A 21,939-nucleotide genomic window follows, 5' to 3' on the forward strand; every position below is an offset into this window, starting at 1 on the left:
CCCGCTCTCGATACGAGTTCGGGCCGTTGCGGGGAGAGTCTAGACCGCTTACCAGATCAGCAGCCCGCCACCGGCCCCCTGCGCATACCGCGCGCTCGCCTCGATGCCGTCCAGCCGGCCGGAGATGTGGTGACGGTGGCTCTCGACCGTCCGGTCGGGCGGGCGGGTCTCGGCGGCGAGACGCTCCGAGCAAGCGCGTACCAGAGCGATTTCCGCCAGGAAGGCGGGTATCTCGTCCGGAGCGACCACATCGCCGTTGTGCACGCTCACCATCGCCGGCAGGAACCGGGCGCCGATCCGGCGGATGGCCCGTGATCCCCAGACCGTCCTGCGCCACGACTCCGGCCCGGCCAGGTCCATGCCGGCGGGCCGACCGTCCCGCTCCCCGGTCAGGATGTCGAGGTCGCCGTCGTACCCCAGCAGGAAGACCTCGCTCGTCAGGCTCATACCGCCAGTGGATCACGCCACCCGCACCTGGGTGAAAGGGGTTTCCACTGTGCGCAACCTGTGAGTTCGCTGATTCTCACTCTTCCCTCAGGACCGGCTCAGGGATCCCCCAGACATGGCCCCGATCGTCATGCCCATGAACGAAACGAACGCGGGAGGCGTCCGGCAGCGGTCGGTCGAGATCGTGGTGCCGGTGTACAACGAGGCACACGTCCTCGCCGACAGCATCGGCCGTCTCCACGCACACCTCGAAGAGTCCTTCCCGTTCCCGTTCCGCATCACGATCGCGGACAACGCCAGCACGGACGCCACCTGGTACGCGGCGACCGACCTGACGCTCCGGCTCCCGCACGTGCACGCCATGCGCCTGGAGGAGAAGGGCCGGGGCCGCGCCCTGAAACATGTGTGGAACCGCTCCAGCGCGGACGTCGTCGCCTACATGGACGTGGACCTGTCGACGGGCCTGGAGGCGTTCCTCCCCCTGGTCGCGCCGCTGCTGTCCGGTCACAGCGACCTCGCGGTCGGCAGCCGGCTGCACCGCCAGGCGGCCGTGGTCCGGGGCGCCAAGCGGGAGTTCGTCTCCCGCTCCTACAACCTCCTGCTCAAGGCCGGCCTCGGCGCCCGGTTCTCGGACGCGCAGTGCGGCTTCAAGGCGGTCCGCGCCGACGTCTTCCGCGCGCTCGCCCCGCACATCGAGGACACCGCCTGGTTCTTCGACACCGAACTGCTGGTCCTGGCCCAGCGCAACGGGCTCCGCGTCCACGAGGTGCCGGTCGACTGGACCGACGACCCCGACAGCCGGGTCGACATCGTCCGCACCGCCGTCGACGACCTCTTGGGCATGGGCCGGATGCTCCGCTCCACCCTCAACGGCCGTACCCGCGTCCCCGCCGTACCCCGCCGCACGAGTACCCCCCAGGTGCCGGCGGCGCGCACGACCACCCCCGCCGCCGTCCTGCCCACCGGGGCGAACACCCACCTGGAGTACGCGTCATGACGACACTCGCCCCGCCGCCCGCCCCCGTCCGTGCGGACGGCGCCCGCCACCGGCCGGCCCCGCCCGCCGACGGCGGACTCGCCTCCCGCGCCCGGCGTCTGTTCACCGGCGCACCCGAGGACCCGCGCTGGGCCCGCCCGGCGCTCTGGGCGATCCTCGTCCTGGCCACCGCCCTCTACGCCTGGAACCTCTCCTCGATCACCGGCAACACCTTCTACGACGCGGCCGTCTACAGCGGCACCAAGAGCTGGAAGGCGTTCTTCTTCGGCGCCCTGGACGCGGGCAGCTTCATCACGGTCGACAAACCGCCGTTCGCCCTGTGGGTGATGGGCCTGTCCGCCCGTGCCTTCGGGTACGGCACCTGGCAGTTGATGCTGCCGATGGTCGCCGTGGGAACCGGTTCCGTCGCGCTTCTGTACCGGCTCGTCAAGCGGGACTTCGGCGCGGTGGCGGGGACGATCTCCGCGCTGGCGCTGACGCTCACCCCGATCACGGTCGCCATCACCCGGGACACCAACCCCGACCCGATCCTCGTCTTCCTGATGCTGCTGGGCGCGGCCGCACTGCTGAAGTCCGTGCGCACCGGCCGGCTGATGCCCCTGGTGTGGTCGGGCGTCGCCATCGGTTTCGCGTTCAACACGAAGATGATGCAGGCGTACGTGGTCCTGCCCGCGTTCTTCCTGGTGTATCTGTGGGCGGCGAACGCCCCGCTGGGCAAGCGCATACGCAACCTTGCCGTCGGCACGGTCGCACTGATCGTCTCCAGTGCCTGGTGGATGGTGGTCGTCGATCTGATCCCGGCCTCGTCCCGCCCCTACATCGGCGGCTCCACGGACAACACGGTCTGGGATCTCGTCATCGGCTACAACGGTTTCGGCCGTATCTTCGGGGCGAGTTCGTCGGTGGGCTCGCAGGGCAACGGCGCCAGCTTCGGCGGCGAGGCGGGCCTGTACCGGATGTTCAACGACACCATGGGCGGCCAGATCTCCTGGCTGATCCCCTTCGCGGCGATCGCGCTGGTGGCGGGTCTCGTCCTGCGCGGCCGGGCGCCCCGTACGGACGCCAGGCGTGCCGCGCTGATGCTGTGGGGCGGCTGGTTCGTCCTGCATTACCTGACCTTCGCCCTCGCCGAGGGCACCTTCCACCCGTACTACGTCACCGCCATGGCTCCCGGTATCGCGGCCCTGACCGGCGCGGGTGGCGTCATGCTCTACAACGCATTCCGCAACGGCTCCACGGCGCTGGAGGTCCCCTCGGCCGAACGAAGCCGAGACCGGGGGATGGGCTGGGCGCTGCCGACCGCGGTGGCGGCGAGCTCGGTGTGGGCGGTCGTCCTCCTCCAGCGGGTCTCCGGCTCCGGAACGCTGTACACGGTCGCCGAGGTCGTCGCCGGTGTGGCCGGGGCGGCCTCGGTGATCGGGCTGCTCGTCGCCCGGTTCACGAAGCGGCAGCGGCTCATGGGCGTCGCCGCACTGGCGGCGGTGGTGGCGCTGCTCGCCGGCCCGGCCGCCTACTCGGCCTCGGCCGCGACCTCCAGCACCAACGGCACCAACCCGACGGCCGGGCCGAGCACCGGCGGTATGGGGGGCATGAGCCGTGGCGGCGGCCAGCGGCCCAGCGGGGCCGGCAGCGGACCGGGAACCAACTCCGGTGACGCGCCCAGCGGTTCGGGCGACGGTCAGGAAGTGGGCCAACCTCCGTCGAACAGCGGCGACTCCACGGACGACGGCGGCTCCACGGAGTCGGGTACGACCGAGTCCGGCACCGCGGAGTCCGGCTCGACCGAGTCGGGTACGACCGAGTCCGGCAGCACCGACGGTCTCACCGGCGGGGGCATGGGCGGCGGTACCCAGGTGTCGTCCGCGATGATCACGTATCTGAAGAAGAACCAGGACGGCGCCAGCTGGCTGGTCGCGGTGGCCACCGACCAGACGGCCTCCTCGATCATTCTGGAGTCCGGTGAGCCGGTCATCTCGATGGGCGGCTGGTCCGGCAGCGACAACGCGATGACGCTGGCCAAGCTGAAGAGCCTCGTGAAGGCGGGCAAGCTGCACTACATCGTCGTCGGCGACAGCGGCCAGGGCTCCTCGAACTCCGAGATCTCCACCTGGGTCAAGGCGAACGGAACAGCCGTGTCCGACTACAGCGGTCTCTACCGCCTGGACGCGTCGGACGTCGGCTGAGAACCACGGAACAACAGAACCCAAGAGGCGGGCCGCCGGTTCCACCGGCGGCCCGCCTTCCGCATGCCCAGAAACGTTCGGGAAACCGCTTCAGAGCGCGCTGTCATCGAAGCCGAGCTGCAACCGGAGCAACCCGGTCAGCGACAGCGACGTTGACGACGCGTCTGCGGCCGACGTCCCCGCCCCGACGTCCAGGCGAGGACCGTCGCACCCCAGCCGAGCAGCCACAGGGCCGCTCCCAGGGCCGCCGCCTCGACGCTCACGCGGCGGCCGCCCCCGCCGTCGGGAACCCGCCGGTGCGCAACACGCGTCCGCCGGGCAGAACGGCGTACACCTCGCAGCCGTCCCGAGCGGCCGCCCACTCGACGCCGTCCGCGCCCAAGGCGAAGGCGGCCGTGGCGACGGTGTCCGCCTCGGTCAGGGTCGGGGCCACGACGGTGAGACTGTCGAGGCCGGTCACCGGCCGGCCGGTGCGGCCGTCGAGGATGTGGTCGCCGCGCTCGTAGCGAGCGGAGGTCGCGACGGCTCCGTCGGTGAGGTCGAGGACGGTGCACAGCCGGTCGGCGATCTCAGGATGCCGTACGCCGACCCGCCAGGGACCGCCGGCAACGACCACGTCGCCCCCGGCGTTGAGGCAGAACCGGCTCAGTCCGGCCCCGGTCAGCAGTTCCGCCGCCCGCTGCACGGACCAGCCCTTGACCACCGCGCAGGGGTCCAGGCCGCGGCCGGGCAGCCGGACGTCGAAGGCGCCGCCGGTGGCCACCCGGTACCGCTCGCAGATGTCGAGCACCTCCACGAGGTCGGTGCTCAGCTCGTCCGCCGACAGCTCGCCCCGGCCGTACCGGGAGACCTCGCTGTCGGCCTTGAACGGGCTGAACCGTGCGTCGACCTCGCGCAGCCACGCGAACACGGCGTCCCCGGTCCCGTCGGGGACGCCGGTGTCATCGACCCGCAGCGAGACCGGAAGGCCCATGACGTGTTCGACGCGGTGCACGTCAGGCGCCCTTCGCATCGATCGCGGCCTGGAGCGACTCCTTGTAGCCGTCGCTCGTGAGGGTCGCGCCGGAAACGGTGTCGATGTCCGCACTCTGCGCGGCAAGCGTTTCCGCAATCAGCTTCGGCACCGCCGCGGTCGTCTGCGGATGATTCGGCTGCTTCAGCATCTTCACAGCCGTGATCCTGTCGCCGTCGTAGGTGATCCGGACCTGGACGTCGCCCTTCTCCGTGGCCACGGTCGTACCGGTGAAGGTGGTCGATCCCGAGGAGCCCGAGGACGACGTGGAGGAGGACCCGGAGGGCGTCGAGGCGGCCTCGGTGGTGGATGTCGTACCGGTCGACGGCTCGTAGCGCCAGACCGGGATCAGACCCGCCACGGACAGGACCAGAACAGGGATTACTCGCTTCACGATGTCTCTCATCCCGCCAGGCTGAAGCGTTCGAAGTGGATCTGCGGCTTGGGCACGTCCAGCTCGCGCAGGGTGCCGAGGACCGCGTTCATCATCGGCGGCGGCCCGCACAGGAAGACGTCCCGCTCCGCGATGTCCGGTACGAGCGCGGCGAGTTCACGCGACGCCAGTCGGTCCGGCACCGGCGGCCCGGTGACCAGGTGCAGCTCGGCCCCCTTGGCCACGGCGAGTTCGTGCAGCTCGTCGTAGAGCACGGCGTCCCGCTCGCCGGCCACGCGGTAGATGACCACCGCGTGCCCTTCGATCTCCTCGAGGAGCGCCCGGATCGGGGTGACGCCGACACCGCCGGCGATGAGCAGGGCCTCGGGCCGGGTGCGGTGCATGGCGGTGAAGGCGCCGTAGGGGCCCTCGGCGAAGACACGGGTGCCGGGCTTGAGATGGCGCAGTCCGGCGGAGCCGTCGCCGGCCGCCTTCGCGGTGAGGCGCAACCTGGTGCCGTCGGGGGCGGCAGACAGGGAGAAGGGGTTCGCCTGCCACCAGCGGTCCTTGGTCAGGAACCGCCACAGGAAGAACTGACCGGCCCGGGCGGGCAGCCGGTCCAGGTCACGACCGGTGATGTAAACGCTTACGACGTTGTCGGCCTCGGGAACGACGGCCTCGACGCGCAGCTGGTGGCGCCAGTTCCGCCACAGCGGCAGGACCACCCGGCCGAGCAGCACCGAGCCGAGAGCGACGCCCCACACCGCGTACCAGTACGCCGTGGCGGCGGACGACGCGGTGAAGGTCGTCCCGACCGCGACCTGGTGCGTGAAGGCCAGCACCACGGCGACGTACGTGTACAGGTGGGTGAAGTGCCAGGTCTCGTAGGCGAGGCGCCGCCGGGCCCAGCGGCCGGAGACGCCTCCGACGACCAGGATCAGCACCATCGCGACGGCGGCGCGCAGCACGCCATCGACGGTCTCGGCCAGGTCGACGAGCTGGCTCACCGGGTTCATCAACGAGGATTCGGCGTAGCCGAAGGTGATGAACACCACATGACCGACCAGCGTCCACAACAGGCTGAAACCGGTCCAGCGGTGCCAGTTGGTCAGCCGGTCCATGCCGATGCGGCGGTCGAGCCAGGGCAGCCGGGCCACCAGCAGCAGCTGGAAAGCCATCAGCAGGGCGCTGTACAGGCCGGCGAATCGGCCGATCACGACGAGTGCGTTGGAGGCGAAGCCCGCCTGGACGGCGAAGAGGGTCACGACGGCCGCGTTCGCGGCAAGCACGGCGTACAGGCCGGTGCGGGCCACTACTTTGGGACGTATCGCCGTGGGGGGTACGGGAGGCGATTGGACGGTCGTCACGGACGGAAACTCCTAGATCGGGTCCTCAGAACACAGAGCTTGTCCGTGCTTCGCTGTCGTTTTCCTGTCGTACAACTTTCAAGATCTTATCGATTCACGCACACAGGAGACGCGGGTCTGGCGCTGCGGGGTGTGTGGCGCACTATGAGCAGGTGGACAAAGTACGACTCCTCGTCGTGGACGACGACCCGCCGATCGCCGATCTCGTGGCGACGGTCGCCCGCTACGAAGGCTGGGACGCGGTCACCGCGAACTCGGGTGCGGAGGCGCTTCGCCGCGCCGCCGACTTCCACCCCGACATCGTGGTGCTCGACCTGATGCTGCCCGACATCGACGGCTTCGGCGTGCTCGACCGGCTGCGGCACAGCGGGACGATGGTGCCGGTGGTGTTCCTGACGGCACGCGACGGGGTCGCCGACCGGGTCGCGGGGCTGACCCGGGGCGGGGACGACTATCTGGTGAAACCGTTTGCCGTGGAGGAGCTGATGGCCCGGCTGCGGACCGTGCTGCGGCGCAGCGCCGGTCCCGGTGTCCAGCGCTCCGTGCTGCGGGTGTCGGACCTCACCATGGACGAGGACACCCGGGAGGTCCGGCGCGGCGGAAAACTGCTGACGCTCACCCCCACCGAGTACGAGGTGCTGCGCTACCTGATGCGGAAGTCGCCGACCGTGCTCACCAAGGCGCAGATCCTCGACCATGTGTGGGAATACGGTTTCGGCGGCCGTTCCAACGTCGTCGAACTGGTCGTCAGCCGACTGCGCCGCAAACTCGACACGACGGGCGACGACCCGCTGATCCAGACGGTACGCGGTTTCGGGTACGTGATACGGCAGGCGGCCGAGTGATCGGCCGCTTCCGGCACGCGTATCGCAGACTACGGCTCGGCACCCGGCTGGCGCTCGGCCTGGGCGCGCTGTCGCTGGTCGTGTTCGCGGCGGTCGGCACCACGCTGACCATGTACATGCGGGACTACCTCAATCATCAGCTGCGCGACCAGATCAAGCTGGTCCAGGTCGTGCAGTCCAAGGACGCCAAGGCGCACGGCATCGTGGAACGCAAGCCGTACTACGGCTGGTACACGGCCGTGTACGACGTCACTGCGGGGTCGGCCGTGCTGCGCAGGCCCGCGGACGTGCCCTCGGACACCACGGCACTCACCGCCCTGGCCCGGCGGATGGAGGACGTCGACGCCGACGCCACCCGCACGGTACGGATCGACGGCGAGGGCACCTACCTGCTGCGCGCCTGCGAGGTCTCGCCCGGGGTCGTGCTGGTCAGTGCCGCGCCGACGGAGGACATCGACGGCACCGTACGCCAGCTGATCACGATGCAGGCGGTCGCCTTCGGCCTCGCCCTGCTGGCGCTCGTGGTGTTCGGCCGGCGGATGCTGAAACACGGTCTGAAACCGTTGAGCGACATGGCGCACACCGCGCACGGCATCGCCTCGCACGACCTGACCGAGTCGGCGTCCCGGCTGCATCTGCGCGCGGACGCCCCCGGCGGCGGTCCGGAGGTCGAGGAGCTGCGCACCGCCTTCAACACGATGTTGCAGCACATCGACGACTCCCTCGCCGTGCGGGCGGAAGCCGAACAGCGCCTGCGCCGCTTCGTCGCCGACGCCTCGCACGAACTGCGCACGCCCCTGATGTCGGTACGCGGTTACGCGGACCTTTTCCAGTACGCACCCGCCAACGCGCCCGAGGAACGTGACAAGCACCTGGCCCGGCTGCGTGCCGAGGCCGCCCGGATGGGCTTCCTCCTCGACGATCTCCTGCTGCTCGCCCGCCTGGACGCGGCCGAGGTGGAGACGCCCCTGCGGATGGAAAGCGCCGACCTGGTGGAGCTGGTCGAGCAGGCGGCCGACGCGTTCCGCGCGAGCCACCCCGGCCATCCGCTGACGGTGTCCCCCGGCCCGGTCGCCGTACCCCTGCGGATGGACCCGCACCGCATCCGCCAGGTCCTGGACAACCTCCTCACCAACGCGGCCGTGCACACCCCGGCCGGCACCGCGGTCCGCGTCGAGATCGCCGTCTCAGCGGACACGGCACGCGTCCACGTCACCGACAAGGGCCCCGGTATCCCGCCGGGCGACCGCGACCGCGTCTTCGACCGGTTCTACCGCGTCGACAAGGCCCGCAGCCGCGACCGCGGCGGCAGCGGCCTCGGCCTGTCGGTCGCCCGGTCCCTGAGCCGGGCGCACGGGGGCACGCTGGAGCTGGGCGACGTGGAGGGGGTCACGGTGTTCACGGTGACGCTGCCGAGAGGGCCGGTCACGGCCGGGCGGGGCGCCGTAGACCGGTGACGCGGTAACGCGGTAACGCGGTAACGCGGTAACGCGGTAACGCGGTAACGCGAAGGATCGGTGATCCGGGAGGCTCTGCGCACGGCACGGCACGGCACGGCGCCGCGTCAGCGGCAACCGCAACCGCAACCGCAACCGCAACCGCAACCGCAACCGCAACCGCAACCGCAACCGCAACCGCAACCGCAACCGCAACCGCAACGATCACCCGTTGTGGAGAGGTCTGGCGCGGGAGTCGGCTGGTTTCCGCAGAGTTGAGCTGAGCTGCTCTTTCGGTGCCGCGGAAACAACTTCTCCCACCCCCGTAGGCGACCGGCCGGCACGCGCCGAGAGGGCCGCCCGTACTGCGGGCCGGTGAACCTCAGGGCGTGCCCGGGATGAACCCCGGGGGGTACGGGCAGAAATCCCACAGTCTCACCGCATCTCCCCCCGCCTCACGGCACTTCACAGCACCTCGCCTCACAGCACCTCGCCTCACGGCACCAGCCGCACGGCACCCCGTATCACCGCACTGCGGTCGCCCTTCGGCCCGCGCTCCGTCGGCTTACGGACACCGCACCGTCACACCGGAGGGGAACGACTTCCCCGTCCCCTCCCCAGGCCCGATCCGTCGCGCCGCCGCGCGCGGTCACGACGCGGAAGGACGACGTGCGCCGTGTCCCTGCTGCCCCTCGACGACCCCGCGTCCCCGCCACCGCCCCAGCCCCCGCTCGCGGAAGACCGCCGCCGCCCCCGGGCCGCCACCGCCACCCGCCGGGCCCTCACCCTGTCGCCGATCCTGCTGCTCGCGGTGTGGGCGGTGGTCGACTGGCACGCCGTGCGAGACGGCACCGCCCTGCTCGCCACCGCCGACCCCTGGTGGCTGCTGGTCGGGCTCCTCTTCACCTATCTGGGCTCGGTCGCCGCGGCCTGCGTCCGCCAGGGCGCGATCCCGGACCGGCTGCCACCGGGTCTGCTGGTGGCCTCCCAGATCGCCGCGGGCGCCGCGAACCACATACTGCCGGCGAGCATCGGCGCCCACGCGGTCACGGTCCGCTTCCTGCAACGCCAGGGCGTCGCCCTCCCCCGTGCCACCGCCTCGATCGCCCTGTACTCCCTGGTCAGAGCCGTGGCCAAGACACCCGTTGTGCTGATTTTCCTGCTCGCCGCGCCCAGCGCCATACCCCCCGCCAGGCTTCTCCCGGAAGGACGGACGCTGCTCCTGGCCGCCGCGGGCCTTCTGCTGGCCCCCGCGGCGACCGCGGCTCTGCTCGTTCTCGTCCGGCCGCTGCGCGGCCCCGCCCTGAACTTCGTCCGTACGGCCCTCACCGATGCCCGGCATCTGCACACCCGCCCCGCCCGCTTCCTCCCCCTGTGGGGCGGAGCGGTCGCGGCTCCGCTGATCCAGGCGAGCGTGGTGGCCTCGGTGGGAACGGCGCTGGGCCTGCCCCTGTCCTGGCCGCAGTTGCTCTTCGCGTTCCTCGCGGCGAGCACCGCGGCAGGCGCCGTCCCCGCACCCGGCGGTATCGGCCCGGTCGACGCGGCCCTGGTCCTCACCCTGGCCGGCTACGGCACCCCGCTGCCCCTCGCCACCGCGACGGTCATCGGCTACCGGGTGCTGACGGTGTGGCTGCCGCTGCTGCCCGGGATGCTGGTGCTCTCGGCGCTGGTCCAGCGGAAGCAGCTGTGACCCGTCGCCTGTCCCGGCCGCCCTGTCCGGGCGCCTCGCCGTCAGCCCCCGTCAGCCCTCGCCGTCAGCCCCTGCCGTCAGCCCTCGCCGTCCGTCGCCAGCCGCAGCGAGATGCTGTTGATGCAGTACCGCTGGTCGGTCGGAGTCGCATACCCCTCGCCCGCGAACACGTGTCCGAGGTGCGAACCGCACCGGGCGCACCGCACCTCGGTGCGCAGCATTCCGTGCGAGCGGTCCTCGATCAGCTCGACGGCGTCGGTGTCCTTCGGGTCGAAGAAGGACGGCCAGCCGCAGTGGGAGTCGAACTTGGTCTCCGAGGTGAACAGTTCGGCACCGCAGGCGCGACAGGAGTAGACGCCCTCGGCCTTGGTGTCGGTGTACTCACCCGTGAACGCGGGCTCGGTCGCGGCCTGCCGCAGTACGGCGTACTCGGCCGGGGTCAGCTCCGTCCGCCACTGCTCGTCCGGCTTTTCGACGTCGTACGACATGAGCCTCAGCCCCTTACTGGGAAAGACGGTCCAGAATGCGCGGGCCCAGGTCCGTCACGTCGCCCGCGCCCATGGTGAGAACGAGATCACCCGCCTTCGCCATTCCCGCCACGACCCCCGGTGCCAGTTCCTTGTCGTGCACGGCGGTCACGTCCGCGCCCGCCGCCCGGGCCGCGTCGATGATCAGCTCGCTCGTCACGCCCGGGATCGGGTCCTCGCGCGCGGGGTAGATGTCGAGAACGACGGACGCGTCCGCGAGGGCCAGCGCCTGCCCCATCTCCGTGCCGAGTTCCTGGGTCCTGGAGAACAGGTGCGGCTGGAAGAGGACGAGGATGCGTGCGTCGCCGACCGCCGCGCGCATCGCCTCCAGGTCGGCCGTCATCTCCGTCGGGTGGTGGGCGTAGGAGTCGATGACCTGGACGCCCGCCTCCTCGCCCTTGAGCTGGAGCCGGCGCTTGACGCCCGTGTACGCGGCCAGGGCGGGTGCCAGGTCCGCGGCCGGGACGCCCAGGGCGACGCCCGCGGCCAGCGCGGCGACGGCGTTGTGCGCGTAGTGGCGGCCGGGCACGGAGACCGTGAAGGTGAGCTGCTGCCCGTCGAGCAGCACGGTCACCTCGCTCTTCAGCCCCTGCGGGACGACGGACAGCACCCGCACGTCGGCGTCCTCGGCCTCCCCGTACGTCACCACCCGCACGCCCTCGACCCGTCGGGTCAGCTCCCGCGCGCCCTCGTGGTCGGCGGCGATCACCAGGGTGCCGCCGGGCACGATCTTCTGGGCGAAGGTCTCGAAGGACGCGTAGATCTCGTCCATCGAGGCGTAGTTCGCGTGGTGGTCCAGCTCGACGTTGAGGACGATGGCGACCTCGGGCGCGTACTTGTGGAAGCTGCGGTCCGATTCGTCCGCCTCGGCGACGAAGATCTCGCCTTCTCCGTGCAGCGCGTTGGAACCGGGCGCGTCCAGGTCGCCGCCGATCGCGTACGAGGGGTCGAGGCCCAGCTCGGACAGCGACACCGCGAGCATCGACGTGGTGGTCGTCTTGCCGTGGGTGCCCGCGACGGCGATCGGGCGCGTCCCGTCCATCAGCCGGGCGAGCGCGTCCGAGCGGTGGACCACCGGGATCCCCAGCTCGGCCGCGCGGGCCAGCTCCGGGTTGTCCGCGCGGATCGCCGACGACACGACGACACAGCTGGCGTCGTCGGCCAGGTGGTCGGCGGCATGGCCGATGTGCACGGTCGCCCCGAGCGCCCGCAGCGCCGCCGCGGTCTCGGACTCCTTGGCGTCGCTGCCGGCCACCTTCGCGCCGCGCTGAGCCAGGATCTTCGCGATCCCCGACATCCCCGCCCCACCGATGCCGATGAAGTGCGGTCGGTCCATGGCGGTAGGAAGGCCGGGTGCCATGCGTGTTCTCCCAGGGTGCGCTACGACGGTTCGGTGCGCCCCCACCCTATTGCGCGAGGCTCACCGCACCCACCCAGGGGCGCGGGCCGTATCGACGGACGACCACGCGGCACGGACACGAGCGGACACGGCGCACCCGCACCCGCACCCGCACCGACCCATCACAGGAGTCCCATCACAAGAGCCCCTCGCCGGAGTCCCCTCGCCGGAGTCTGCTCAGGCCTTGCTGTGGGAGAAGAGTTTCAGCACCGGGACTCCCACCTTGTGCCGCGCCCGGGAGGCCCAGTCCCGGTGGAAGAACTCCTCGACGTAGTGGGGGTCGGTCAGCACGATCACCTCGTCCGCCCCCGTCTCCGCCACCAGGGACTTCAGCGCGTCCAGCGGATGATCCTCGACGAGGCGTCCGACCGCGTCGTGGCCCGCCGCGTGCAGAGCCTGCAAGGACACCTCCAGGGCCCGTACGCCGAACCCCTTCGCCTCGTCGCCCTCGGGCGTGTCGCCCTCCCGCGCGGCCTCGTCCAGTTCACCGAGAGCCACGTCGTCGATGGCCCGCAGCAAGCGGTCCGCCTGGTCGCCGCGCGGCTGGAGCAGCACCTGGAAGGTGACCGGCTCGTCCCCGTGCAAGGTGCTGACGAACTCCACGTCGGCGGACGTCAGGGCCTTCTCGATCATCAAAACGCTTGTGAACACCAGCGCCCCATTCTCCTTCGAGGACCCCCGTGGCCCTCTCTCCTCCGTGGGCCGTTGGCGGCCCTGCGGAAACCATCCTTCCCCGTGAGCGCACGGGGACTGCGAGATTCAGTGTGCCCGCCGGACGCCAAACGGAACGGTTGATTCCGTCCTTTCCGGGCCGACGGTGACCATCGAACTCCTATCCGCATCAAGGCCGTCGATACCTACTGAACAGGAAACCTTCCTCCTCCAGGAGGGAGACCAGTGCGAATCGCCGCGGAACGGCGACCGACGGCCCGCCCGCGATCCGCTGCGCGTCGCCGACGGCGAGCATCGGGGAGACGGTCAGACAGAGCTCGTCGAGCACTCCGGCGGCCACGAACTGGCCCAGCAGCCGGGGCCCGCCCTCCGTCAGCAGCCGGGTGTGCCCGAGCTCGGCGAGCGCCCGTACGGCCCGGTCCGGCTCGACGCCCATGCCGTCACCGGCGATCACCACGCGCGCGCCCGCCTTCTCCGCGGCCGCGACCCTGTCGGGGGCCGCCGCGGCGCCGGTCAGGATCAGGGTGGGGACCAGCGGCGAGGTGAAGAGCGGGAGCGAGAAGTCGAGGTCGAGGCTCGCGGTGACCACCGCGACGGCCGGCGCGGGACCCTGCCCGGCCGCCTCGCGCCGCGCCGCGAACTCGGCACGCGCGCGTGCGGGACGGTACCCCTCCAGACGTACCGTTTCCGCACCCACGACCACCACGTCCGCGAGCCCGCGCAGCGTGCCGAAGATCCGCATGTCGGTGGCGGTGGAGATGGGCTGGGAGCGCCCGTCGTGCTGGGCGGCGCCGTCGAGCGTGGACACCATGTTGGCCCGCAGCCAGGGCCCCGGCTCACCGGGTCCGGGCTCGGGGTACGCGTAGGCGTCGGCGAGCTCGTCGAGGCTCCACTCGCGATCCTGGGCCGCTCCACCCCCTTCGCCGCCGCCCTCGCCGGGGGCCCCGAGCGGCCTGCCGCCGGAGTCGGTCGTCACTGTCTGGTCGGTCACAGGGAACAGCCGTCGCATGCCAGGCAGTCTGGCACGCCCCGTAGCATGGGGAACCGTGTCGTCCTCCTCCTCAGCCCCCGGCCTCAGCCCGATAGCCGACGCGGCCCCGGTGTCCCTCTGCACCCGCCAGCCGCACGTCCCCGCGGACCGGCTGGTCGCCGAGATGGTGCCGCCGCCACGCTTCGACTCGGTCCGTTTCAGCACCTACATCCCGGATCCGAACCAGCCCAGCCAGACCGAGGCGGTCGGCGTCCTGGAGGGGTTCGCGACCGGACTCGGCGGAGCGCACGCCATCGACGGCGCCAGGCGGGGATTCCTCGGCTTCGGCAGGTCCAAGGCGCCCAAGGTCCCCGCCGGGCCGCGCGGCGTCTACCTGGACGGCGGCTACGGCGTCGGCAAGACGCACCTGCTGGCGTCCCTGTGGCACGCCACCCCGGCGGAGCCCGCCCTCAAGGCCTTCGGCACCTTCGTCGAGCTGACCAACCTGGTCGGCGCCCTCGGCTTCCAGGAGACGGTGCGGACCCTTTCCGGGCACCGACTGCTGTGCATCGACGAGTTCGAGCTGGACGACCCGGGCGACACCGTCCTCGTCTCGACGCTGCTCGGCAAACTGGTCGAGGCGGGCGTCGCGCTCGCCGCCACCTCCAACACGCTTCCGGGCAAGCTCGGCGAGGGCCGGTTCGCGTCCGCCGACTTCCTGCGCGAGATCCAGGGCCTGTCGGCGCACTTCCGCGCGCTGCGCATCGACGGCGAGGACTACCGCCACCGCGGCCTGCCCGACGCGCCGGCGCCGTACTCCGACGAGCAGGTGACGAAGGCGGCCTACGCCACCGAGGGCGCCTCGCTCGACGACTTCCCGCATCTGCTGGAGCACCTCGCCAAGGTCCACCCGAGCCGCTACGGCGCGCTGACGGATGGCCTGAAGGCGGTCTGCCTCACGGACGTGGGGGCGGTGCCCGACCAGTCCACGGCTCTGCGCCTGGTGGTCCTGGCCGACCGGCTCTACGACCGCGAGGTCCCGGTCCTGGCCTCCGGGCTCCCCTTCGACCGGCTGTTCAGCGAGGAGATGCTGAACGGCGGCTACCGCAAGAAGTACTTCCGCGCGATCTCCCGGCTCACCGCGCTGGCCCGCGACGCCAAACGGCTCGTCGAGCCCCAATAAACGATCTTGGCCGCCTGGTCAAGAGTCGGTTCACGCCAAGAATCCCTCCCTTTTGAGGCGCACTTCATCTCGCAACGTCGAGTTAACCCTGCAAACAACCTTGCAGGGTTAACGTGTTTCTTGACCAGTGGTTGACCAACCGTTGGCCTGGACTAGAAACGCGAACCGACCGAAGGGGGGCGCATGTTCCGAGGTGTGACGACCCGGACCGTCCTTTCGGTCCTCGCCGCCGTCCTGCTCGCGCTCCCGTTCTTCGCGCCCACGTCATCCTTCGCACACGCGCACACGGTGCGTCAGGTCGAGGCCAAGACCCAGCCCGGAATCAAACTCTCCGGCAAAGCAATGCGCGACGAGGTCGTCACGTTCCGCGACTGCGACCGCTCCGGCGGCCCCGCCGACCCGCTGCGCACCCGCGATCGCCACCGCGCCACCACCTCCGCGCCGGCCACCTCCACACCCCAGGAGCCCGAGCGCGCGCTGCTGGCGCAGGATCCCGCGGCCGCGCATCAGCCGCCCCGGCCCGGCGACCCCTACCACCGCTCGTCGAGATCCTCGGCGGCCCACTCTCCGGCGGCACTCCAGGTCTTCCGCTGCTGAGAGAGCAGAGCAGAACAGCAGTCCCCCACCTGTCCTGTGTCCTGCACATCCGACGCGCCCCCACGGCGCGCCAGGAGGAGTCACCACGTCATGCAGCCCCTCATCGACAACGCCCGTACGTTCGGACAGCGCCCTGAGGAGTTCGCCAAACTCGCAGCCGGCCAGTCCCCCCAGGTCCTGTTCATCACCTGCTCCGACTCGCGGGTCGTTCCCGCCCTGATCACGGGCGCCCGCCCCGGCGAGCTCTTCGAGCTGCGCACCGCGGGCAACATCGTTCCCCCCTACGGCTCCGACCGCCCCACCGGCGAGGCGGCCACCATCGAGTACGCCGTGGAGGTGCTCGGCGTCCAGGACGTCGTCGTCTGCGGCCACTCGCACTGCGGTGCCGTCGGCGCGCTGGTGCGCGGCGACGACCTCGACGGCGTCCCCGCCGTTCGCGACTGGCTCGCGCACGCCGCGGACGAACCGGGGACCGCCGACCCCGACGACCCCACGGTCATGCGGGCGGTGCAGAACCATGTACTCGCCCAGTTGCTGCGACTGCGCTCCTACCCCTGCGTGGAGAAGCGGCTGGCCGACGGCCGGCTGCGGGTGCGCGGCTGGTACTACGAGGTGCACACCGGTGCCGTACGCGAGCACCGTGTCGACACCGACGGTTTCGAGGCCCTGTGAGCGCCGCGACGGACCAGCAGCCCGCCGGGCGAATATCCCGGTTCCCCCACCTCAAGCAGGACTTCGCCGCCTCGCTCGTCGTCTTCCTGGTCGCGCTGCCGCTGTGCGTGGGCGTGGCCGTGGCCTCCGGCGTGCCGGCCGAGCTGGGGCTCGTCACCGGCATCGTCGGCGGCCTCGTCACCGGTCTGCTGCGAGGCAGCTCCCTCCAGGTGTCCGGTCCGGCGGCCGGACTGACCGTGCTGGTCTTCGAGGCGGTGCAGGAGTTCGGCCTGCCCGCCCTCGGAGTGATCGTCCTCGCCGCTGGCGTCCTCCAGCTCGCCATGGGCGCCCTGAAACTGGGCCGCTACTTCCGGGCCATCTCGGTCTCGGTCGTCGAGGGCATGCTGGCCGGAATCGGCCTGGTGCTGATCGCCGGTCAGCTGTACGCGATGGCGGGCGCCAAGGCGCCGTCGTCCGGACTCGGGAAGATCGCCGGACTGCCCGGGGCCGTCGTGGACGCGGTCGGCAGCACGTTCGCGCTGGCCTCGCTCGCGATCGGCGCCGGCACCATCGCGGTGCTCGTGTTGTGGAAGCGGTTGCCGGCGAAGGTGCGTACGGTGCCCGGACCGCTCGCCGCGGTGGGCCTGGCCACACTCGCCGCCCTGCTGCTGGACCTGCCCGTGGCCACGGTCGAGGTGCAGGGCCTGCTCGGTTCCGTCCAGCCGCCGTCGCTGAGCTCCTTCGGCGAGCTGGCACACGTCGGCCTGCTCGGCACGATCGTCGCGTTCACCCTGATCGCGTCCGCCGAGTCGCTGTTCAGCGCGGCCGCGGTGGACCGGTTGCACGACGGTCCGCGCACCGAGTACGACAAGGAACTGATGGCACAGGGCGCGGGCAACGCGATCTGCGGAGCGCTCGGGGCGCTGCCGATGACCGCGGTGATCGTGCGCAGCGCGGCCAACGTGCAGGCGGGCGCGCGGACCAAGGCGTCGCGCGTCCTGCACGGCGTGTGGCTGCTGCTGTTCGCGGCCCTGCTGCCGAACGTGCTGGCGTACATACCCATCCCGGCGCTGGCCGGCGTCCTCGTGCACGCGGGCGCCAAGCTCGTGCCCGTGCGGGGGCTCGTGGGTCTGTGGCGCGAGCACCGCGGCGAGGCGCTGATCCTGGTCGTCACGGCCGTGTCGATCGTGGCGGTCAGCATGTTCGAGGGTGTTCTGATCGGTCTCGCGCTGGCCGTCGCCAAGACGGCCTGGGAGGCCTCGCACATCAGGCTGGAGGTCGTCGACAAGGGCGCCGGCCCCGTCCAGGCGTATCTGTCGGGCAACGCGACGTTCCTGCGGCTGCCGAAGATCCTCGACAACCTGGAGGCCCTCCCGCAGGACCGCCCCGTCGAGTTGGACCTCTCCGGTCTGCACCACCTCGACCACGCCTGCCGTACGGCGCTGGAGACCTGGGCCGAACGGCACAGCGCGGTCGGCACGGAGCCGGTGAAGGTCACGGAACCGGTGACGACCGTGTAGCCCGACCCACGCGCTGTCCGGCCCGGGACCCGGGGCGTGGCCCCGGGCCGGACAGCGGGCATATCGTTACAGGACAGACAGAAGCAGACGGAAACACTCTTGCGGGCCTCTTCCCGAGGAGGTCGTCATGCTCCAGGAGCTGCTGGGCGCGGCCGCGGCGGTCGTCGCCGGAGGCCTCGTGTACGTCGGGGCGGCGGCGCGGGTCGTCAAGCAGTACGAACGCGGGGTCGTCCTCCGGCTCGGCCGGCTGCGCGGCGAGGTCCGCCCGCCGGGGTTCACCCTGGTCGTCCCGGCCGTGGACCGGCTGCGCAAGGTCAACATGCAGATCGTGACGATGCCCATCCCCGCCCAGGAGGGCATCACCCGCGACAACGTGACCGTGCGGGTCGACGCGGTGGTGTACTTCCGGGTGGTGGACGCCGCCGCCGCGGTCATCAACGTCGAGGACTACCGTTTCGCCGTCTCGCAGATGGCACAGACCTCGCTGCGTTCGATCATCGGCAAGAGTGAGCTGGACGACCTGCTGTCGAACCGGGAGAAGCTGAACGAGGGCCTGGAGCTGATGATCGACAGCCCCGCCATCGGCTGGGGCGTGCAGATCGACCGGGTGGAGATCAAGGACGTCTCCCTGCCGGACACGATGAAGCGGTCGATGGCCCGGCAGGCCGAGGCCGACCGTGAGCGGCGGGCCCGGATCATCAACGCCGACGCCGAGCTCCAGGCGTCGAAGAAGCTCGCCGAGGCGGCGAAGGAGATGTCCGAGCAGCCCGCCGCGCTCCAGCTGCGGCTGCTCCAGACGGTGGTGGCGGTCGCCGCCGAGAAGAACTCCACGCTGGTGCTGCCGTTCCCGGTGGAGCTGCTGCGCTTCCTGGAAAAGGCCCAGCAACCGCTCCCACAACAGCCACGGCAAGAATCACCGCAACAGCCACGGCAAGAGCCACAGCAACCGCAGCAACAACCGCCGCTGCCGCCTGCGCCGCCGCCCTCCCCGAAGGATGGGGAGGAGTGACACGAGCTACTCGCGTGGTTCCCGGGGCGCACTCCGGGTGATAGACACAGCGGGATCACAGTTCCTGTCCGCCAGCAGGAAGGTTTCCCCATGTCTGCGACACGACGTCAGATCCTCGCCGGTACCGGTGCCTTGGGAGTGGGCGCGAGCATCGCGTTCACCGGCGCCCTCTCCGACCTCTTCGCGGGCACCGCCGCCGCGCAGAGCCTCGGCCACGACGGCTACGGCCCTCTCGTGCCCGACAAGGACGGCCTGCTCGACCTTCCCGCGCACTTCCGCTACCGGGTCCTGTCCCGCGAGGGCGACCCGCTGCGCTCCGGCGAGGGCCCGGTGCCCTCGAACCATGACGGCATGACGGCCCTGCCCGGCCGGGGCGGTCGCGTCCACCTGGTCCGCAACCACGAGAACCGCCCCACGGCGAAGTTCCCCGTCCCCACGGTCGAAGGTCTGACCTACGACCCGGCGGGCAAGGGCGGCTGTACCGCCCTGACGCTGGACTCACGGAACAACGTGCTCGCCGAGCGGGTGGCCATCGCCGGTACGGCCGTCAACTGCGCGGGCGGACCCACTCCGTGGCACACCTGGCTGACCTGCGAGGAGACCGAGGACAAAGCCGGCACAAACGGTTACACAAAGGATCACGGCTTCATCTTCGAGGTCGACCCGTCCGACCCGCGCCGCAGCGGGGCCGTCCCGCTGACCGCGATGGGCCGTTTCCAGCACGAGGCGATCGCCGTCGACCCGCGCCTCGGAATCGTTTACGAAACCGAGGACGCGTTTCTGGAGCCGTTCGGCCTTTTCTACCGCTTCCTCCCCAAGAAACCGCTGGGCGGGGCGGGCTCGCTGCGCGCGGGCGGCCGCCTCCAGGCGATGCGCGTTCCCGGCGTGCCGGACCTGTCCTCGATCCAGGAGACGGGCGCCACCTTCGACGGCATCGAGTGGGTCGACGTGCCGGACCCCCTCGCCGTCGAAACCCCGGTCCGCCTCCAGGACTTCGGCCCGAAAGGCATCACCCACGCCCAGAAGCTCGAGGGCTGTTACTGGGGCGGGCGGTGCGTGTACTTCGTGTCGTCGTTCGCGCGCGGCGCCGACGGCTCGGCGGCCGACCACTTCGGCCAGATCTGGCGGTACGACCCCAAGCTCCGCCGCCTCACCCTCGTCATCGTCTTCGGCCCGGACACGGACATCCAGCTTCCGGGCGAGTCCCCGGACAACATCTGTCTGGCGCCCAGCGGCGGCCTGATGGTCTGTGAGGACGGCAACGGCGCCCAGCACGTCTTCGGCGTGACCAGGGGCGGCGAGGTGTACGCGATGGCACGGGGCCGTCAGAACATCGGAACGCCGCAGGCCCCCGAGTGGGGCGAGTTCGCCGGCGTCACCTTCTCCCCCGACGGCGACACGATGTACGTCAACTGCTACACCCCGGGGACGACCTTCGCCGTCACGGGGCCCTGGCGGCGCTAGTCCGGAGCCGCGAGGTGGGGGCCCCGCCGGGGCGGGGCCCCCACCGGCGTGTCCGGCGGCCTGCGGCGTCCGGCCTGCGGCGTCCCGCGTCCGGCGTCCGGCCCCCGGCGGGGCACTCCCGGCACGGTCCGGTTCCGGCGTGACGTCACGGGGAACACCGGCGAGGCGAACAACCCGTGCCCCCGCCTGCCCGGACGCTTCCCGGTGACAGAGAGCCCGGGCGGGTGAACGACCAGAGGCTCGGTCATATAACGCAACAAATGCTGGCAAAGTCCTCATAACTTCATACGATGATCCTTCCCGTACGCCGCCTCGCCGCCCTCTGCGTTCTCGGGGCCGCGCTCGCCCCCCTCACCGCCTGCGGCACCCCCCACACACCACGCGCCGCACGTCCGGCCACCCCCGCGCACGCTTCCGTCGCCCCCACCCGGCCCCCCACGCTGGCCCCCGGTCCGGCCGGTCTCACCCCCGTGTTCAGCAACGCGCCCCGCACCGCCGACAAAAGAGTCGCTCTCACCTTCGACGCCGACATGACCGCCGACCAAGGGGCCCGCGCGGCGGCCGGCGAGCACTTCGACAACCCGGGGCTGATCGCGGCACTGCGCGCGCTGAAGGTGCCCGCCACCGTGTTCATGACCGGCCGCTGGGCCGAGGAGTACCCGGACCAGGCCCGCTCCCTCGGTCACGATCCCGGCTTCGAGGTCGCCAACCACTCCTACAGCCACTACGCCTTCACCGACGACTGCTACGGCCTGCCTACCGTCCCCGAGGACAGGATGCGCGCGGACGTGGAGCGGGCGTTCACGGCCTTCCGCAAGGCCGGGGTGCCGGACGCGATGCCTTACTTCCGTTTCCCCGGTGGCTGCTACGACCGGCGGGCGCTCCGCGCGGTGAGCGGCATGGGGGTGACCGCGGTGCAGTGGGACGTGGTGAGCGGGGACGCGTTCGCGACCGACGCGGACGCCGTGGCCCGGCAGGTGCTGGAGGGGGTCCGGCCCGGCTCCGTCGTCGTCATGCACTGCACGCGCAGCGCCGCCCCGACCACCGAGCGGGCGGTGCGGACGATCGTCCCGGAGCTGCGCCGTCAGGGGTACCGGTTCGTGAAGGTGTCCGAACTGATCGGGGCGGCAAGCGGACGACGGTGAGCCCCGTACGCCCAACCGACCCGACCCCGCAGGCCACCTGGACACCGCGCGCCTCGCACGTCGGTCGGCCTGCGACTCGTACGTCGTCATCGCTTACGTACGCTGGAGGAATGAGCGACGACAGTGACCGGGAGTACTGCCTGATCGACGCGACCACGCCGCCGAAGGCCGACGGGCCGCCCTACGCGGAGTGCGTGCTGTGCCGGAAGACGACGGAGTATCCGGAGTCGTACAAGGGGATCACGCTGTGCCCGGTGTGCGAATGGCAGGAGGCGCAGCGGACTGCGTGCTCGGGGTGACAGGTCGCTCGGAGTGCGCGTTCCTCGGAGTGCCCCCTCACTCGCGGTTTCCGTTCGCTCACGAGATCGTTCACTCCCCACAACTGGATGCTTTCCGGGCGGACAACCGGTTGCCCGGCCGCCGGTAACCGGTTGCTGGCGCGTGATCGCCGC

General features: G+C 71.1%; 21 protein-coding genes. 13 read left to right on the forward strand and 8 right to left on the reverse strand.

Annotated elements, in window-relative coordinates:
* Window positions 1-48 precede the first annotated feature (48 nt).
* Window positions 49-447: a hypothetical protein gene (locus OHU34_RS10465; RefSeq protein ID WP_142266659.1), complete on the reverse strand. Its 399-nt coding sequence runs from the start codon at window positions 445-447 to the stop codon at window positions 49-51.
* Window positions 448-583: 136 nt separating this feature from the next.
* On the opposite strand from OHU34_RS10465, the gene OHU34_RS10470 reads away from it, so the two are divergent.
* Window positions 584-1,444, forward strand: coding sequence for a dolichyl-phosphate beta-glucosyltransferase (locus tag OHU34_RS10470; RefSeq protein ID WP_142266658.1), 861 nt, complete (start codon window positions 584-586; stop codon window positions 1,442-1,444).
* Window positions 1,441-3,627, forward strand: a complete 2,187-nt coding sequence (locus tag OHU34_RS10475; RefSeq protein ID WP_405765997.1) for a glycosyltransferase family 39 protein — start codon at window positions 1,441-1,443, stop codon at window positions 3,625-3,627. Before OHU34_RS10470 ends, OHU34_RS10475 begins: the two co-directional genes overlap by 4 nt.
* Before the next feature lie 259 nt (window positions 3,628-3,886).
* Here the strand turns inward: OHU34_RS10475 and OHU34_RS10480 are convergent, their stop codons facing one another.
* The 3 genes from OHU34_RS10480 to OHU34_RS10490 form a co-directional block, all read right to left on the reverse strand.
* Complete coding sequence (locus tag OHU34_RS10480; RefSeq protein WP_405772226.1) at window positions 3,887-4,600, reverse strand: FAD:protein FMN transferase; 714 nt, start codon at window positions 4,598-4,600, stop codon at window positions 3,887-3,889.
* A gap of 22 nt (window positions 4,601-4,622) precedes the next feature.
* Complete coding sequence (locus tag OHU34_RS10485; protein ID WP_235034581.1) at window positions 4,623-4,859, reverse strand: FMN-binding protein; 237 nt, start codon at window positions 4,857-4,859, stop codon at window positions 4,623-4,625.
* A gap of 182 nt (window positions 4,860-5,041) precedes the next feature.
* Window positions 5,042-6,379: a ferric reductase-like transmembrane domain-containing protein gene (locus OHU34_RS10490; RefSeq protein ID WP_405766000.1), complete on the reverse strand. Its 1,338-nt coding sequence runs from the start codon at window positions 6,377-6,379 to the stop codon at window positions 5,042-5,044.
* 152 nt (window positions 6,380-6,531) lie between these two features.
* Between OHU34_RS10490 and OHU34_RS10495 the strand changes: the two genes are divergently transcribed.
* The 3 genes from OHU34_RS10495 (at window position 6,532) to OHU34_RS10505 (ending at window position 10,350) form a co-directional block, all read left to right on the forward strand.
* Complete coding sequence (locus tag OHU34_RS10495; protein WP_142266654.1) at window positions 6,532-7,224, forward strand: response regulator transcription factor; 693 nt, start codon at window positions 6,532-6,534, stop codon at window positions 7,222-7,224.
* Window positions 7,221-8,681: a cell wall metabolism sensor histidine kinase WalK gene (locus tag OHU34_RS10500; RefSeq protein WP_142266653.1), complete on the forward strand. Its 1,461-nt coding sequence runs from the start codon at window positions 7,221-7,223 to the stop codon at window positions 8,679-8,681. The genes OHU34_RS10495 and OHU34_RS10500 overlap by 4 nt, the downstream gene beginning before the upstream one ends.
* Window positions 8,682-9,336: 655 nt before the next feature.
* Complete coding sequence (locus OHU34_RS10505; RefSeq protein WP_142266652.1) at window positions 9,337-10,350, forward strand: lysylphosphatidylglycerol synthase domain-containing protein; 1,014 nt, start codon at window positions 9,337-9,339, stop codon at window positions 10,348-10,350.
* A 77-nt stretch (window positions 10,351-10,427) separates the two neighbouring features.
* On the opposite strand, the gene msrB is transcribed toward OHU34_RS10505, so the two are convergent.
* The 4 genes from msrB to OHU34_RS10525 all read right to left on the reverse strand — a co-directional run bounded on the left by msrB (window position 10,428) and on the right by OHU34_RS10525 (window position 13,957).
* On the reverse strand, window positions 10,428-10,838 hold the full coding sequence (gene msrB, locus OHU34_RS10510) for a peptide-methionine (R)-S-oxide reductase MsrB (protein ID WP_142266651.1): 411 nt from the start codon (window positions 10,836-10,838) through the stop codon (window positions 10,428-10,430).
* A gap of 13 nt (window positions 10,839-10,851) precedes the next feature.
* Window positions 10,852-12,237, reverse strand: a complete 1,386-nt coding sequence (gene murC / locus OHU34_RS10515; protein ID WP_142266650.1) for a UDP-N-acetylmuramate--L-alanine ligase — start codon at window positions 12,235-12,237, stop codon at window positions 10,852-10,854.
* 216 nt (window positions 12,238-12,453) lie between these two features.
* A complete protein-coding gene (locus OHU34_RS10520) occupies window positions 12,454-12,927 on the reverse strand; it encodes an indole-3-glycerol phosphate synthase (RefSeq protein ID WP_230194370.1) in 474 nt (157 codons plus the stop codon).
* Window positions 12,928-13,117: 190 nt separating this feature from the next.
* On the reverse strand, window positions 13,118-13,957 hold the full coding sequence (locus OHU34_RS10525) for a pyrimidine reductase family protein (protein ID WP_200839838.1): 840 nt from the start codon (window positions 13,955-13,957) through the stop codon (window positions 13,118-13,120).
* A gap of 37 nt (window positions 13,958-13,994) precedes the next feature.
* Between OHU34_RS10525 and zapE the strand changes: the two genes are divergently transcribed.
* The 8 genes from zapE (at window position 13,995) to OHU34_RS10565 (ending at window position 21,786) form a co-directional block, all read left to right on the forward strand.
* Window positions 13,995-15,101 carry a cell division protein ZapE gene (gene zapE / locus OHU34_RS10530; RefSeq protein ID WP_405766005.1) on the forward strand — a complete coding sequence of 369 codons (1,107 nt, stop codon included), beginning with the start codon at window positions 13,995-13,997 and terminating at the stop codon, window positions 15,099-15,101.
* A gap of 183 nt (window positions 15,102-15,284) precedes the next feature.
* A complete protein-coding gene (locus tag OHU34_RS10535) occupies window positions 15,285-15,698 on the forward strand; it encodes a hypothetical protein (protein WP_230194371.1) in 414 nt (137 codons plus the stop codon).
* A gap of 90 nt (window positions 15,699-15,788) precedes the next feature.
* Window positions 15,789-16,370, forward strand: a complete 582-nt coding sequence (locus OHU34_RS10540; protein ID WP_020125249.1) for a carbonic anhydrase — start codon at window positions 15,789-15,791, stop codon at window positions 16,368-16,370.
* Entirely contained in the window at window positions 16,367-17,869 is a 1,503-nt protein-coding gene (locus tag OHU34_RS10545) for a SulP family inorganic anion transporter (protein WP_405766008.1), read from the forward strand. The genes OHU34_RS10540 and OHU34_RS10545 overlap by 4 nt, the downstream gene beginning before the upstream one ends.
* A 127-nt stretch (window positions 17,870-17,996) precedes the next feature.
* On the forward strand, window positions 17,997-18,878 hold the full coding sequence (locus OHU34_RS10550) for a slipin family protein (protein ID WP_405766010.1): 882 nt from the start codon (window positions 17,997-17,999) through the stop codon (window positions 18,876-18,878).
* 90 nt (window positions 18,879-18,968) lie between these two features.
* Window positions 18,969-20,342 (forward strand): PhoX family protein, encoded by a 1,374-nt coding sequence (locus OHU34_RS10555; RefSeq protein WP_054243369.1) that lies wholly within the window; start codon window positions 18,969-18,971, stop codon window positions 20,340-20,342.
* Window positions 20,343-20,632: 290 nt separating this feature from the next.
* On the forward strand, window positions 20,633-21,487 hold the full coding sequence (locus OHU34_RS10560; protein ID WP_142266645.1) for a polysaccharide deacetylase family protein: 855 nt from the start codon (window positions 20,633-20,635) through the stop codon (window positions 21,485-21,487).
* Window positions 21,488-21,597: 110 nt separating this feature from the next.
* Window positions 21,598-21,786 carry a hypothetical protein gene (locus OHU34_RS10565; RefSeq protein WP_020125244.1) on the forward strand — a complete coding sequence of 63 codons (189 nt, stop codon included), beginning with the start codon at window positions 21,598-21,600 and terminating at the stop codon, window positions 21,784-21,786.
* Window positions 21,787-21,939 lie beyond the last annotated feature (153 nt).

The sequence above is a fragment of the Streptomyces sp. NBC_00080 genome (assembly GCF_045041255.1).
In the GTDB taxonomy this organism is placed as follows: domain Bacteria; phylum Actinomycetota; class Actinomycetes; order Streptomycetales; family Streptomycetaceae; genus Streptomyces; species Streptomyces coriariae.